The organism is Duganella hordei (assembly GCF_040369125.1).
GTDB lineage: Bacteria > Pseudomonadota > Gammaproteobacteria > Burkholderiales > Burkholderiaceae_D > Rugamonas > Rugamonas hordei.
Genome location: NZ_BPWI01000003.1, coordinates 225,058 through 238,200 on the forward strand (window position 1 = coordinate 225,058; position 13,143 = coordinate 238,200).

Genomic DNA, 13,143 nt, shown 5'->3' on the forward strand with positions numbered 1-13,143 from the left:
GTGAAGCTCCTTTGAGGTGAATGCGGTCATGCCGCGTCGATACCGGTAATCAGTTCACTGGCCAGCCAGCTGGCCAGCAGTTCGCCGGCCCTGGTCACGCCCCATGCCTCGCCCAGACGTTCGACCAGCCAGTCGCACAGCTCCGTAAAACTGCCGCAGGCCTGCAGGCGCAGCAGCGCCTCGTGCTCCAGCGCGTCGACCTGCTTCAGGCAGGAGGTATAGCCCCGCCGCCAGACCAGCAAGCCGACCGGCCGCGCCAGCATTTCGCTTTCCGGCGGCGTCTCTTCGGCCCACAGCGCCGACCAGATTTGTTCGGCGTTGGTGATGGCGACGGCGCTCATGAACGAGGGCGCGACGCTCAGCACAGCCTTGTCCCAGTCGACCTGCGCCAGGCCTTCCAGCGCCAGCGGGCGAGCGTCGGGCGCAATGAAGGTCGCCGACAAGGCGTGCTCTATCCACGCCAGTTCGTACACGTCAGGGTTGTCGGGGAACAGCGCGGCCAGCGTGCGGTCGAAGCCGTCGGCGTACGCATCCAGCGTCCACGCATGCGGCGGATGGCTGTCGATATGCTTGATGGCGGCGGTGCGGAACGCCCCGTCGCCTATCCACGCGCGCAGCCGCGGGTAGGACTGCTCGAGACAGCCCACCAGCTGCGCGCGGTAGTTGTTCTGGTAGACCGCCAGCCCGGCCATCGCGCGCGCATCGGTGCCGATGGAGGCGCTGGGCTCGGCGGCCACCAGCCATGTCTGGAAATCCCGCTGCAGGTCGGCCAGCATCATGCGGCCTCCCGGTGCCATGCGCGCAGCGCGCCCAGCGAACGCGCCGTCGACACCTCCCGCATCAGGTCCGCCAGCGGCGGGATGTCGTCGTCGCGTTCTATCATGGTCGCCACCGGTCCGGCCAGCGCCATCGCCTGCGAATACAGCTGCCACACTTCTTCGCTGACCGGGCCGTCGTGCGTGTCGATCAGCAGGCCGGCGCCCCGGCTATGGCCGGCCAGGTGGATCTGCCGCACATGCTCGAACGGGATGCCGGCGATGAATTCGTTGGCGTCGAAGCCGTGGTTGGCGGCGCTGACGTAGACGTTGTTCACGTCCAGCAACAGCCCGCAGCCGGTGCGCCTGGCCATCGCCGACAGGAATTCCCATTCGGTCATCGCCGCGCCGCCGAAGGCCAGGTAGCTGGACGGATTCTCGAACAGCATGGCCCGGCCCAGCACATCCTGGGCCCGCGAGATATTGGCGCAGACGATGTCCAGCGCTTCCTCGGTGTACGGCACCGGCAGCAGGTCGTGCGAGTTGAAGCCGCCGATGCGCGACCAGCTCAGATGGTCGGAGATGAACAGCGGCTCGATCTCGTCGGCCAATGCCTTCAATCGCTTGAGGTAGTCGGCGCGCAGGCCGTCGGCCGAGCCGATCGACATCGACACCCCATGCAGCGCGACCGGATGCCGTTCGCGGATCTGGCGCAGGATATGGCGCGGCTGGCCGCCGGCGATCATGAAGTTCTCGGAGATGACCTCCACAAAGTCCACCGCGACCCGGGTTTCCAGGAAGTCGCGGTAGTGCTCCTTGCGCAGGCCAAGGCCATATCCCGAGAAATGGGGAGCGGTGGCGCTCATGATTACTTCGTTTCAGTCAGCGTGCCGCCTTCGGCCAGGCAGGCGGTCTTGGTGCGCACCAGCACGCCCTCGCCCTTGCACGAATTCAGGCCCTTGCAATCGTTCTTGGCGGTGGCGCACAGGCTGGTGCCCTTGCAGGTGTTGATGCCGTAGCAGCGGCCCGGCTTTTCGGCGGTGGCGTCTTTTTCAGCGGCGCTGACGTGGGTGCCGATGGTGAGGGAGGCCAGCGCCATCAGGGCGGAAGCGGCGGCGATGCTGACACGGGAAGCGACGGATTGGTTCATGGTGATACTCCTTGGTGATGGTTCAAAAAATTACTGCGCGCGCTGCGCGGCTTCGACAATGACCTGGGCGACTGCTTCCGGCTGCGAGATGTAGACCAGGTGGCTGCCCTTGATCTCGGTCACCTTGGAACCGGCGCGCTTGTACATCCAGCGCTGCAGGTCCGGGCTCAGCGCGCGGTCCTCGGTGGAGACGATGGCGTAGCTCGGCTTGTTCTTCCATGCGGCCGTCGCGATCTTCGTGTTGAAGGCGGCGGCGGTGGCCGGCACCTGCGACGCGGCCAGGAAGTTGGTGCGGTTGGGCGTCAGGTCGCCGGCGAAGTCCGCGTTGAATTTTGCGCGGTCGAAGTACAGGTGGCCGTCCTGCGTGGCGACGATGTCGTTGCTGGGCGACGGCATCGTGCCGATCACCTGTGCCAGCGTCTCGCCCACGTCCGGCAGCACGCCGGCCACGAACACCAGCGCCTTGACCTTGTCGCCGTCGCCGGCGGTGGAGATGACGGCGCCGGCCGAGCTGTGGCCGACCAGGATCGCCGGGCCGTCCTGCTGTTCCAGCGCGCTGCGGGTGGCGGCCACGTCGTCGGCGAAGCTCGTATGCGGCTGCCCCACCACGGTGATGTGGTAGCCCTTGAGCCACAGGATGTCGTGCACCGTGCGCCAGCCGGAGCCGTCGACAAAGGAGCCCGGCACCAGCACGATGTTCTTGGCGCCGGTCGGCACTTCGGCCGCCATCGAGGAGGACATGCCGGCGGCCAGCAGCGCGGCGGCCATGGCGATTGCGTTCAAGGTTTTCATTTCTTGTCCTTCGCGGTCAGCGAGCCGTAGCCCTTGGGTGTCTTGATTTTGGTGCAAGTACCTTTTTCGACCAGGGTCCAGGCGTCGCCCTGGTAGTCGGTGACGGAGGTGCCGGCGCAGCTGGTGCCGGCGCCGGCGGCGCAGTCGTTCTGGCCGGCCAGCGAGACGCCGAAGCATTTTTCGGTCGGCTTGGCGGCGTCGGCGGCGTGGGCGCCGCCGGTCAGTGCGGCCAGCGTCAAGGCCAGCGATGCGGCAAGGGCGGAACGGGAGGTAAGCATGGTGATTCCTTTTCAGTTGAGGTTGAACTACATTTAAACGTGCACGATGTCAGCGGATGCGATGTATTTATTTAAAAAAAAGCCGGTCGAGCGACCACTTGCCGCCGCCCTGCGCGACCAGCGGCAGCAGCACGGCGGTCCACAGCAGGTGGGTGGGCCAGGCGGCGGGATAGACGAAGATCTCGATCACGGCCGTCATGCCCAGCAGCGCCAGCGCGGCGTAGCGGGTGAACAGGCCGGCCACCAGCAGCAACGGGAACAGGTGCTCGGCGTAGGTGGCCAGCGGCGCCGCCAGTTCCGCCGGTATCAGCGGCAGATGGTATTCCGAACGGAACAGCTCGTATGTAAAGGGCTTCAGCGTCAGCCAGCCCTGCACCTTGGTGCGGCCGGACAGGAAGAAGACGGCGGCGATGCCGACCCGCGCCACCAGCAATTGCAGAGACTGCGGCAGCGCCGTTGAGAGGGCGGCGCCCGAGGGCGCGGTTGACTGATTCATGTTCACTCCGGGTTATTAATCGCACCCGCTTTAATCGGATGATTGAATAATACCAGCATTCCGGAGCATGTCAATGGTTGCGATTAAATCGCATGCGTAACATTTTTGTGATACTTCGGCGGCCGCGCGCAGGCGGCAGCGATGGGCGTCTACTTTGGCGCCTACTTCGGCGTCAGCGACTGGCCGATGTCGAGCGGCCGGATGTCGAGCCGCATATTGAGGATGGAGTAGCTTTGCGGCGCCGCCGACGCGTAGCCCACGCTGTCGCGCGTCTTGCTGAAGGTGAACTGGAAGCCCAGCTCCGGCAGCGGCGTATTGCGGCCGCTGGTGGCGATGCCGATCGCCTCGCTGCGGCGGTTGTTCATCAGGTTTTCCATCAGCTCGACCACCGCGTTCTTGCCGAGGATATCGGGCGAGAACACCGGCTCGCGCAGCACCGCCGCATGCGCCTGCAGCTTGCCCGATGCCTTGGCCTCGGACGGCGTGAAGGTATGCGTGGCCAGGTCGTACTTGTCGCCCCGGTCCAGGTAGCTGATGACGGCGTTCGAGACGTTGAAGCCGGCGCTGCCCGGATCGGTGGTGGCGCGCGACAGGTCGATCAGCAGCGCGCCCTTGTGGCCGACGATCTCCACGCGGCGCCGGTTGTCCACCACCATCGCCGTGTTCTCGTCGATGCCGAGGCCGAACTTGTAGCCCTTCTTCAGCATCGCCGGGATCATGCGGGCGAAGCGCCCGCGCACCAGCAGGTGCTGGTCGACGAACACGTCGTCGCCGATGAAGCCCAGCCCCGGCGCGATCTCCCGCCCCTCGGTGACGCCGGCGCGCAGCGTGGCGAACACCGTGTTCGGCGCGTAGAACATGGTGCTGCTCATGATGGCCGCGCCGGCGCTGCTGCCGGCCACCACGCCGCCGTTGCGGTACAGGTCCCACACCGCGTCCAGCACCGCGCTGCGGCTGCCGTCCTCGCGCACCAGCGCCTGCGTGATGCGGGCCTGGTCGCCGCCGACGAAGAACACGCCGCCGGCGCCGCGCACCGCGGCCGCCAGTTCGGGATCGTCGGCCACCTTGCGGAAATCGCTGTCGGCCAGCTTGACCGCCAGCGGCACCAGGAAGGCGCTCGCGCCGTAGGCATTGAGCCGGGCCACGATCGCCTCGCCCACCAGCGTCGGGTCGGACGAGGCCGACGGCAGCACGGCGATGCGCGCGCCCGGGCCGCCGGCCAGCTGCACGATGCGCTGCCAGACCTCGGCATTGTCGGCCCGCAGGTTGCCGCCGATGATGACCAGCGATCCCTTGGGCCCGGCCGGCGCCACCGGCAGCGTCGGATCGACGGTCGGCGCGGCCAGCGCGCCGCCCAGCGGCACCGCCAGCGTCAGCGTCGCCTGCAGCAGGTGCTTCAACAAGGTGGTGGTCATGCCCATGGCGGCTCCGGCAAAAAAAATGGGACGGCGCCTGCCGTCCCATTAAATATAACCGATTTCGCGCGGCCGTCAGCGGTAGCGGTACAGCGGCTGCTGCAGCTGGATCGGCCGGATGTCCATGCGCAGCTTGAGCACCGAGTAGGCCTCCGCCTCGGTCGAGCTGTAGCCGACGCTGTTGATGGTTTTGCTGAAGCGGAATTCGAAGCCGAACTCCGGCGAAACGTCGCGCGGATTGCCGAAGGCGATGCCGATGGCTTCCTGCTGGGCGTTGTCGATCAGGTTGACCATCAGGTCCAGCACCGCGTTGTTGCCGAGGATGTCGTTGGTGTACACCGGTTCGCGGGTATCGGGCTCGTTCGGGTCGAGCTTGTTGTCGGCCTTGTCCGGCGACGGCGTGAACTCGCGCGTCACCAGGTTGAACTTGTCGCCGCGGTCCAGGTAGCTGATGGTGGCGTTGCTGATGTTGAAGCCCTTGACGCCGCGGTCGGTGATCGCCGCCGACAGGTCCAGCAGCAGCGCGCCGCTGTAGCCGATGATCTCGACGTCGCGCTTGGCGTTGACCACCATCGCGCTGTTCTCGTCGATGCCCAGGCCGATCTGATAACCTTTTTTCAACATCACCGGGATCATGCGGGCGAAGCGGCCGCGCACCAGCAGATGCTGGTCGACGAACACGTCGTCGCCGATGAAGCCCAGGCCGGAGGCGATCTCGTGGCCGTCGTTGACGCCCTGCTTGAGCATCTCCAGCGTGCCCTTGGCGTCGTAGAACATGGTGGTGCTCATGATCGCCGCGCCGGCGCTGGAGCCGGCCACCACGCCGCCGTCGCGGTACACGTCCCACACCGCGTCCAGCGCCGCCGTGTGCTTGCCGTCCGGGCGCACCAGCGCCTTGGTGATGCGCGCCTGGTCGCCGCCGGTGAAGTAGATGCCGGTGGCCGAGTGGATCGCCGCCACCACTTCCGGGTCCTCGGCCGCCTTGCGGTAGTCGCTGTTGGGCAGCGTGACGCCCAGCGGAATAAAGAAGGCCTGGGCGCCGTATTGATTGAGTTTGTTGACGGTGTTCTGGGCCGACTTCTCGGGGTTGATCGAGGCCGAGCCGAACACGCCGATGCGCGCGCCCTTGCCGCCGGCCAGCTGCACGATGCGCTGCCAGACTTCCGCGTTGTCGGCCCGCAGGCCGCCGCCGATGATGACCAGGTTGCCCGCAGGCGGCGCCAGCACCGGCTTGGGCGGGGGCACCGCCTTGGCCGGCTTGCTGGCCTTGACCTGCACTTGATGGGTCTTGGCGACCGGCGTCGTGGCGGCCGTCTGCGCAGCGCACACGCCGGCGCCGGAGAACACCAGCATCCCGAGCATGCCAAAGCGCATGACAAGGCGCTGGAGCGCAAAACCTGTAAATTTCATGTTGCCCTTCCGATGAAAACCGGCGCCAGGGCTCTCGCGCGGCGCCGTAATAATGCAGATGATACCAATCTATTCCTCAATCCGACTTAAAGCATCATTACGTTACATTACTTGAAGGCGTAATTGGCGCTGGCATAGAAACGGCGGCCGCGCGGATCGGTGTAGGTCGGATCATAGCCTGAGATGAAGAAATAGGCTTGATTCGAATAGGGCGGCGCGGTGTTGAACAGGTTCTGCACGCCGGCCCGGAACTTGAGCCCCTTGGTCGCCTGCCAGGCGCCCGACAGGTCCCACAGCGAATACGCCTTCACGTGGTTGGACGCCACCACCGAGCCGTCGTCGATGTTGATCGCCGAGTTCTGGTCCTCATAGCCGCTCGAATAGGTGTTCGACAGGCTGGCCGAATACGGACCCCGGTCCCAGTCGAAGGTGACGGTATGGCGCCAGCGCTGCACCACGCCGTCGGTGACGAAGCGGCCCAGATTGCTCAGGTAGACGTCGCCGACCGAGTTCTGGATCTTCGAATTGAGCACATAGGTGCCGGACAGGTGGCCGCCGAAGCGGCCGGCCCAGGTCTGCACGCCGCGGAAGTCCAGCGTCAGGTCCAGGCCCGTGGCCACCTGCGCGCCGCGGTTTTCCTTGCGCAGCTCGATATAGTCGATCAGGCCGTCCTCGTCGCGGTGCACCAGGTTGCCGTACTTGGCCAGGTTGCCGAGGATGACGTCGTCGCCGATCTCGCTGATCAGGTCCGTGCGCTTGATGTTCCAGTAGTCCAGCGTCATCGCCACCTGCTTGCTCGGCTCGAGCACCATGCCGACCGAGTACTGGCGGCTGCGCTCGGGCTTCAGGTCCGGATTCGAATAGCGGCGGGTGTCCCAGTTGTCGGCGCAGTCGGCGAAGTTGTTGTCCACCGTCGCGCAGTACTGCGGATCCGGCAGCGTGGCCGTGGCGCCGTAGATGGTCGGGCGGTACATGTCCGACATCGACGGCGCGCGGAAGCCGCGCCCGGCCGAGGCGCGGAACAGCATGGTCTTGGCCGGCATGTAGGTGACGCCGATCTTCGGACTGGCGGCGCCGCCGACCACCTGGTAATGGTCGTAGCGCGCCGACAGCTGCGCCTCCCACTGTTTGGTCAACGGCAGCAGCAGCTCGCCGTACACCGCCTGCACGGTGCGGCTGTCGCTGGTGGCGCGGCCGCCTTCGGGCGCGGCGTCGTTGTTGATGTTATCGCTCAGCAGCAGCGCCGACGGCGTGAAGTCGGTGCGCTCGTGGCGCACCTCGCCGCCCAGCGCCAGCGCCGCCTCGCCGCCGGCCAGCGTGCCGACCGGATGCGACACCTTGAAGTCGACCGAATCCATCACGCCGCGCGCGTGGCGCACGTCGTCGTTGACCTGGATGCTGTTCAGCAGCGCCACGCCGGCCGCGCCCGACGGGCCGAAGGGATTGATCGTGCCGTCGTAGATCCCCGCCTGCAGCTTGTCGTACAGCAGATAGCCGTGGGTATCCTTGTCCTTGATGGTGTTGACGCTGTGATTGAGGCCGATATCGTAGTCGAAGCCGCGCACGCTGCCAGTCATGCCGACCACGAAGCGCTGGCTTTCGCTGGTCAACTCGCTGGTGCGGCGGCCCGCCTCGGCCAGGCGGATGCGCAGCTCGACATCGCCGACCACGTCGTCGTCCGCGCTGGCTTCCTCCGATTCCAGGTCGTACTTGGCCAGGCCGGGAATCTTCTTGTAGTTGATCGGCGCCCTGACGCGCGCCGACGAGGCCACGTAGCTGGTCTTCGAGCGGCTCAGCGCCACCTCGGCAAACAGCTGGTTGTCGGCGTTCAGCTGCAGCACGCCGCGGCTCAGCAGGTTGACCTTGTCCGACTTCGGATACAGCTCGGTGTCGCCCATGTAGTTGTAGGTGCAGGCATCGACGCCGCCGGTGCCGGTCGGCAGGTACAGGTTGGCCGGCGGCGCGCAGTTCGGCACCGACAGGTTGATGGTGCGGTTGGTGATCGGCTTGCCGTTGATGGTGAAGCCCTGCTCCTGCAGGTAGTCGCGCTGGGCGCCGGTCAGGCGGATGTTGGCCGGACCGGTATAGCCGGACAGCAGGTGCGGCAGGCGCTCGGGGATCTGCAGGTTGTTGATGAACTTGCGCTGCGAGGTGCTCAGCGCGTCGGTGCGCTGCACGTCGAGCACCGCGAACACATTGTAGCCATCCTTGCCCAGGTCGCCCTTGCCGGCGCTGATGGTGGCGGTGCGCTTGCCGGCGCCGCCCTCGTCGGTCTTGCCGCCGTAGGCGTTCAGCTCCAGGCCCTGGAAGTCCTTGCGGGTGATGAAGTTGATCACGCCGCCGATGGCGTCGGTGCCGTACAGCGCCGAGGCGCCGTCCAGCAGCACCTCGACGCGCTGGATCGCGGCGGCCGGGATGTTGTTCAGGTCGACGCCAGTGTCGTCGCCGGGCGAGGCGAAATTGGCCATGCGGCGGCCGTTCAGCAGCACCAGCGTGGACGAGGTGCCGATGCCGCGCAGGTTGGCGCTGTTGAAGCCGCGCTGGTCGTGGCCGTCGGTAATGCTGGCGCCGTCGGTCAGGCCGCCGACGTTGGCCGACACGCGCGCCATCAGTTCCGACGCGGTGGTCACGCCGGCCTTCTCGATGTCCTCGCGGGTGATGACCTGCACCGGCAACGCCGTTTCGGACTCGATGCGGCGGATCGCCGAGCCGGTGATCTCGACCTTGGGCATCGGCGTTGCCGCTACCGCCGCCGGCGCCTCCTGCGCGACGGCCTGCTGGCCCAGCAGCCCGATCACCGCTCCCACGCTCAGGGCGCGCCGTACCGAGTGCGCCATCGTCGAAACCCGCATGCCGTGCAATTCACCCATATATATTCTCTCTGGTAGCAATGTAAATAATTCAATTAAACTAACTGTACGCACATCGCCGTGAAAACTCAAGAAAGCAGGCCGCCTTTCGCCGTGCAGCGATTTACTTTGTGAAAATAGTGCTACATACTCAATCTTTGACCGCAAATAGTGTTAGCTCACCCATGCAAGTACACAAACACCCCCTCTCCGGCCCGCACAGCAACGCCGCATTTGAACTGACCAGTTTCCACTTCGGCAGCGCGGGCACCGGCAAAAAGGTCTATATCCAGGCCTCGCTGCACGCCGACGAGGTACCCGGCATGCTGGTCGCGCAATACCTGCGCAAGGAACTGACCGCGCTCGAACAAGCCGGCAAGATCGCCGGTGAAGTCATCCTGGTGCCCGCCGCCAACCCGATCGGCCTGGCGCAGGCGATCCACGGCGCCGCCTTCGGCCGCTTCGACCTGACCACCGGCATCAACTTCAACCGCTCCTACAAGCACGTCGCCGACGACCTGAAAAAGTCGCTGGAAGGCCTGCTGGGACAAGACGCCGACGCCAACGTGCGTCTGATACGCGAACACGCGCGCGCCTCGATCGCCACCTGGCAGCCGGCCACCGACGCCGAGACGCTGAAGAAAACCCTGATGACGATGGCGGTGGACGCCGACATCGTCATCGATCTGCACTGCGACAACGAGGCCGTGCTGCACGTCTACGCCGGCACGCCGCTGGCCGAAGGCATCGCGCCGCTGTCGGCCATCATGGGCGCGCACGCGCTGCTGCTGGCCTACCAGGCCGGCGGCGAGCCGTTCGACGAGGCCTGCAGCCGCCTGTGGTGGGACCTGGACAAGCACTTCGAAGGCCGCTACCCGATCCCCGCCGCCTGCCTGTCGACCACCGTCGAGCTGCGCGGCGAAATGGAAGTGAGCTACGCGCTGGCCGAGAAGGACGCCGCCGGCCTGCTGCAGTTCCTGACCCTGAGCGGCGTGCTGCTGCCCAAGGACGCCGCAGCCGCGGCGGCGGCCGCGGTGCTGCCCGCGCCGCTGTGCCAGGCCACGCCGCTGGAAGGCGTCGAGCCGCTGTACGCGCCGCACGCCGGCATCCTGGTCTACACCCGCGACCTCGGCGCGCGCCTGGCGCCTGGCGACGCCATCGCCGACCTGATCGACCCGGTCAGCGGCGAGACCACGGTGATCCGCGCCAGCGTGGCCGGCGTGTTCTTCGCCCGCAGCGCGCACCGCCATGTGATACGCGGCATGAACGTCGGCAAAGTCGCCGGCGCCCAGGCCTTCCGCGCAGGCGATTTGCTGAGCCAATAAATCAAAACAACATGACCACCAAAAAATTCAAGCTGCCGCACACCTTCGTCCTGCTGTTCATCATCCTGGCGCTGATCGCGGCGGCCACCTGGCTGGTCCCCGGCGGCAAATACGAGACGCACCTGGTCAATGGCAAGCAGCTGATCGACCCGTCCAGCTTCCACTACATCGCCAGCGCGCCGCAGGGCCTGACGGCGCTGATGAAGGCGCCGATCAAGGGCTTCGTGGACGCGGCGCTGATCATCGGCTTCGTGCTGATCGTCGGCGGCGCCTTCTCCGTGCTGCAGAAGACCGAGGCGGTCGACTCGATGATCAAGTCGCTGGCGCGCGCGCACGACAGCTCGGTGTTCATCCAGAAGGCGCTGATCCCGGTGTTCGTGACCATGTTCTCGATCGGCGGCGCCACCTTCGGCATGAATGAGGAAGCCATACCGTTTATATTGATTTTCGTGCCGCTGGCGCTGGCGCTGGGCTATGACACCGTCACCGGCGTGTCGATCCCCTTCCTCGGCTCGCAGGTCGGTTTTTCGGCGGCGTTCCTGAACCCCTTCAACGTCGGCATCGCGCAGGGCATCGCCGGCGTGCCGGTGTTTTCCGGCTGGGGCTATCGCCTGATCGTCTGGTTCATCGCCACCGCCATCACCATCGTCTTCCTGATGTGGTACGCGGCGCGCGTGAAAAAGACGCCGGAGCTGAGCCCGACCTACGCGCTCGACCTGGAAAAGCGCCGCGAGCAGCCGCACGGCCTGGGCGAATTCCACGGCATGACGGGGCGCCACAAGCTGGTGCTGGCGATCTTCGTCGGCTCGCTGGTGATCATGGTCGGCGGCGTGGTCGGCTACGACTGGTACATCGATGAAATCGCCGCGCTGTTCCTGACCATGGGCATCGTCATCGGCCTGGTGGGCAAGCTCGATTCGACGCAGATCGTCGAAGGCTTCATCCAGGGCGCGCGCGACCTGGTCGGCACGGCGCTGGTGATCGCGCTGGCGCGCGGCACGATGATTTTGGCGCGCGACGCCCACATCATCGACACCATGCTGCACTCCTTGATGCCGCTGGTGCAGTCGTCCAGCCCGATCTTCGCGGCATGGAAGATGTTCGGCATCCAGACGGTGATCAACTTCTTCATCCACTCCGGCAGCGGCCAGGCCGCGCTGACCATGCCGATCATGGCGCCGCTGGCCGACCTGGTGGGCGTGACGCGCCAGACCGCGATCCTGGCGTTCCAGTTCGGCGAATTCACCACACCGATGATACCGACATCCGGCATCACCGTCGGCGTGCTGGCCCTGGCGCGCATCCCCTGGATCACCTGGGCCAAGTGGATGGTGCCGCTACAGCTGATCTACGCCGTGCTGGCGCTGGCGCTGCTGGTGCCGCCGTGCCTGATGGTTTGGCAATGATGGGCTTTAAGTAGCTGCTTCATGAGCGGCGGTCCCTCCCAGCAAACGCGCTATGGCCGCTTTTTGCGCCGACCGGCAGACATCGGCAAGCAGCCATTGATCACTGCCCGGAAGGCGTAGCCAGATGGCTTTCCAGGCGTTGCGGTTGCCGCTGCCTTGCAGATTGGCGAAGCAGGATGGCGAAACTACATGCTCGCCATATTTGATTTCCGCCCCCGCCACCACAGCGAAATAGTACTGGTGATCGAAGCATGCGCGCAGCCTTGTCCCCTCTGGCAGAAAGACTTCCTTCCATTGGTATCCGGCCTCGGATGGCGCCGCCGGCTGCTGTTGGGCTGCCGGGGCCGGTTTCATATAGTTGCGGATCGCCTCGCAAATGAACGGCTCCAGCGCTAGAGAATCGGACCAGAAATGACCTGTGAATTCGCCCAGGGCCTCCAGCACATCGGAGGGCACGCGGATCGGGAATGCGTGAGCATGCATGAGGGGCTCCCAAAAAATCGGTTTTTACTAAGCGCTGCTAACCACCGCTAAAACTTACTACTGCGCGCTATCGATTACTAAAATTGCCAAGACGAACGCTAAACGATACTAATTTTCGGCCTGTATTTGTTAGAGCCGATTAGTACTGTTTAGTTCACGCGATAGTACAAACTCCGACGAAATATCGGAGACTATCGGTGAATAGCAAGGGTTCGCACGTTTTAGTAAAACCCGAAAAAAAGACATACCCGCCGCGTGCGGTCCTGTCGATGGGGAGCCCCAGATCCCCCCTCAACGTCCCCCTGGCTGGCATGAACGGCTAGTTGGCGTAGATGTTCGGGAAGTAGCGCTCCATCAGCGTCGCCGGCCGGGCCGGCGGCGTGAAGCCGAATTGGGCGTACAGGCCGTGGGCGTCGCTGGTGGCCAGCATGAAGCGGCGCAGCCCCTGCAAATCCGGGTGCGCCAGCACCGCCTCCATCAGGCGCTTGCCGTATCCCTGTCCCCGGACCTCCGGCAGCACGAACACGTCGACCAGGTTGGCGAAGGTGGCGCTGTCGGTGATCACGCGCGCGAAACCCACCTGCCGGCCGTCCAGATAAGCGCCGAAACACAGCGAATTGTCGATCGCCCGCTCCACCACGGCGGGGGGAATGCCGATGGCCCAAGTCGACTGCTCGCTGAGGAATTGGTAAATCAAGGGCAGGTCGAGTTCCGCCTTGTCGGTGCTGATGTGCAGAGTAGTCATGTTTTCGGTGATTAAAAAGACAACGTTGACGTATTTTCG

At 65.3% G+C, this 13,143-nt stretch carries 13 protein-coding genes; 2 read left to right on the forward strand and 11 right to left on the reverse strand.

Translation table 11 applies throughout. The annotated features are described in order from the left end of the window. Positions 1–26 precede the first annotated feature (26 nt). The 9 genes from ABWW33_RS09120 to ABWW33_RS09160 all read right to left on the reverse strand — a co-directional run bounded on the left by ABWW33_RS09120 (position 27) and on the right by ABWW33_RS09160 (position 9,166). Complete coding sequence (locus ABWW33_RS09120) at positions 27–779, reverse strand: HvfC/BufC family peptide modification chaperone (RefSeq protein ID WP_353400969.1); 753 nt, start codon at positions 777–779, stop codon at positions 27–29. Then, positions 776–1,621, reverse strand: a complete 846-nt coding sequence (bufB, locus tag ABWW33_RS09125) for an MNIO family bufferin maturase (protein WP_353400973.1) — start codon at positions 1,619–1,621, stop codon at positions 776–778. Before bufB ends, ABWW33_RS09120 begins: the two co-directional genes overlap by 4 nt. Positions 1,622–1,623: 2 nt before the next feature. Continuing rightward, positions 1,624–1,905: a BufA2 family periplasmic bufferin-type metallophore gene (bufA2, locus tag ABWW33_RS09130; RefSeq protein ID WP_353400974.1), complete on the reverse strand. Its 282-nt coding sequence runs from the start codon at positions 1,903–1,905 to the stop codon at positions 1,624–1,626. 30 nt (positions 1,906–1,935) lie between these two features. After that, complete coding sequence (locus tag ABWW33_RS09135) at positions 1,936–2,697, reverse strand: alpha/beta hydrolase (protein WP_353400976.1); 762 nt, start codon at positions 2,695–2,697, stop codon at positions 1,936–1,938. Next, positions 2,694–2,975 carry a BufA1 family periplasmic bufferin-type metallophore gene (locus tag ABWW33_RS09140; protein ID WP_353400978.1) on the reverse strand — a complete coding sequence of 94 codons (282 nt, stop codon included), beginning with the start codon at positions 2,973–2,975 and terminating at the stop codon, positions 2,694–2,696. Before ABWW33_RS09140 ends, ABWW33_RS09135 begins: the two co-directional genes overlap by 4 nt. Before the next feature lie 67 nt (positions 2,976–3,042). After that, positions 3,043–3,471, reverse strand: coding sequence for a DoxX family protein (locus tag ABWW33_RS09145; protein ID WP_353400980.1), 429 nt, complete (start codon positions 3,469–3,471; stop codon positions 3,043–3,045). A gap of 161 nt (positions 3,472–3,632) precedes the next feature. Next, entirely contained in the window at positions 3,633–4,886 is a 1,254-nt protein-coding gene (locus tag ABWW33_RS09150; protein WP_353401423.1) for a cyanophycinase, read from the reverse strand. Positions 4,887–4,961: 75 nt separating this feature from the next. Continuing rightward, a complete protein-coding gene (locus ABWW33_RS09155) occupies positions 4,962–6,296 on the reverse strand; it encodes a cyanophycinase (protein ID WP_176652424.1) in 1,335 nt (444 codons plus the stop codon). Positions 6,297–6,403: 107 nt separating this feature from the next. Further along, complete coding sequence (locus ABWW33_RS09160) at positions 6,404–9,166, reverse strand: TonB-dependent receptor (protein WP_353400982.1); 2,763 nt, start codon at positions 9,164–9,166, stop codon at positions 6,404–6,406. Positions 9,167–9,330: 164 nt separating this feature from the next. On the opposite strand from ABWW33_RS09160, the gene ABWW33_RS09165 reads away from it, so the two are divergent. Both ABWW33_RS09165 and ABWW33_RS09170 read left to right on the forward strand, forming a co-directional pair. Further along, complete coding sequence (locus ABWW33_RS09165) at positions 9,331–10,470, forward strand: succinylglutamate desuccinylase/aspartoacylase family protein (RefSeq protein ID WP_353400984.1); 1,140 nt, start codon at positions 9,331–9,333, stop codon at positions 10,468–10,470. A gap of 11 nt (positions 10,471–10,481) precedes the next feature. Further along, entirely contained in the window at positions 10,482–11,876 is a 1,395-nt protein-coding gene (locus tag ABWW33_RS09170) for a YfcC family protein (protein ID WP_176652421.1), read from the forward strand. Between the two features lie 6 nt (positions 11,877–11,882). On the opposite strand, the gene ABWW33_RS09175 is transcribed toward ABWW33_RS09170, so the two are convergent. Next, positions 11,883–12,359, reverse strand: a complete 477-nt coding sequence (locus tag ABWW33_RS09175) for a hypothetical protein (RefSeq protein WP_353400986.1) — start codon at positions 12,357–12,359, stop codon at positions 11,883–11,885. Between the two features lie 319 nt (positions 12,360–12,678). After that, a complete protein-coding gene (locus tag ABWW33_RS09180; RefSeq protein WP_176652420.1) occupies positions 12,679–13,104 on the reverse strand; it encodes a GNAT family N-acetyltransferase in 426 nt (141 codons plus the stop codon). Positions 13,105–13,143: the final 39 nt, after the last annotated feature.

Coding starts and splice junctions, on each gene's coding strand:
- ABWW33_RS09120 (WP_353400969.1), bottom strand. CDS start 779: ATGATGCTGGCCGACCTGCAGCGGGATTTCCAGACATGGCTGGTGGCC.
- bufB (WP_353400973.1), bottom strand. CDS start 1,621: ATGAGCGCCACCGCTCCCCATTTCTCGGGATATGGCCTTGGCCTGCGC.
- bufA2 (WP_353400974.1), bottom strand. CDS start 1,905: ATGAACCAATCCGTCGCTTCCCGTGTCAGCATCGCCGCCGCTTCCGCC.
- ABWW33_RS09135 (WP_353400976.1), bottom strand. CDS start 2,697: ATGAAAACCTTGAACGCAATCGCCATGGCCGCCGCGCTGCTGGCCGCC.
- ABWW33_RS09140 (WP_353400978.1), bottom strand. CDS start 2,975: ATGCTTACCTCCCGTTCCGCCCTTGCCGCATCGCTGGCCTTGACGCTG.
- ABWW33_RS09145 (WP_353400980.1), bottom strand. CDS start 3,471: ATGAATCAGTCAACCGCGCCCTCGGGCGCCGCCCTCTCAACGGCGCTG.
- ABWW33_RS09150 (WP_353401423.1), bottom strand. CDS start 4,886: ATGACCACCACCTTGTTGAAGCACCTGCTGCAGGCGACGCTGACGCTG.
- ABWW33_RS09155 (WP_176652424.1), bottom strand. CDS start 6,296: ATGAAATTTACAGGTTTTGCGCTCCAGCGCCTTGTCATGCGCTTTGGC.
- ABWW33_RS09160 (WP_353400982.1), bottom strand. CDS start 9,166: ATGGGTGAATTGCACGGCATGCGGGTTTCGACGATGGCGCACTCGGTA.
- ABWW33_RS09165 (WP_353400984.1), top strand. CDS start 9,331: ATGCAAGTACACAAACACCCCCTCTCCGGCCCGCACAGCAACGCCGCA.
- ABWW33_RS09170 (WP_176652421.1), top strand. CDS start 10,482: ATGACCACCAAAAAATTCAAGCTGCCGCACACCTTCGTCCTGCTGTTC.
- ABWW33_RS09175 (WP_353400986.1), bottom strand. CDS start 12,359: ATGCATGCTCACGCATTCCCGATCCGCGTGCCCTCCGATGTGCTGGAG.
- ABWW33_RS09180 (WP_176652420.1), bottom strand. CDS start 13,104: ATGACTACTCTGCACATCAGCACCGACAAGGCGGAACTCGACCTGCCC.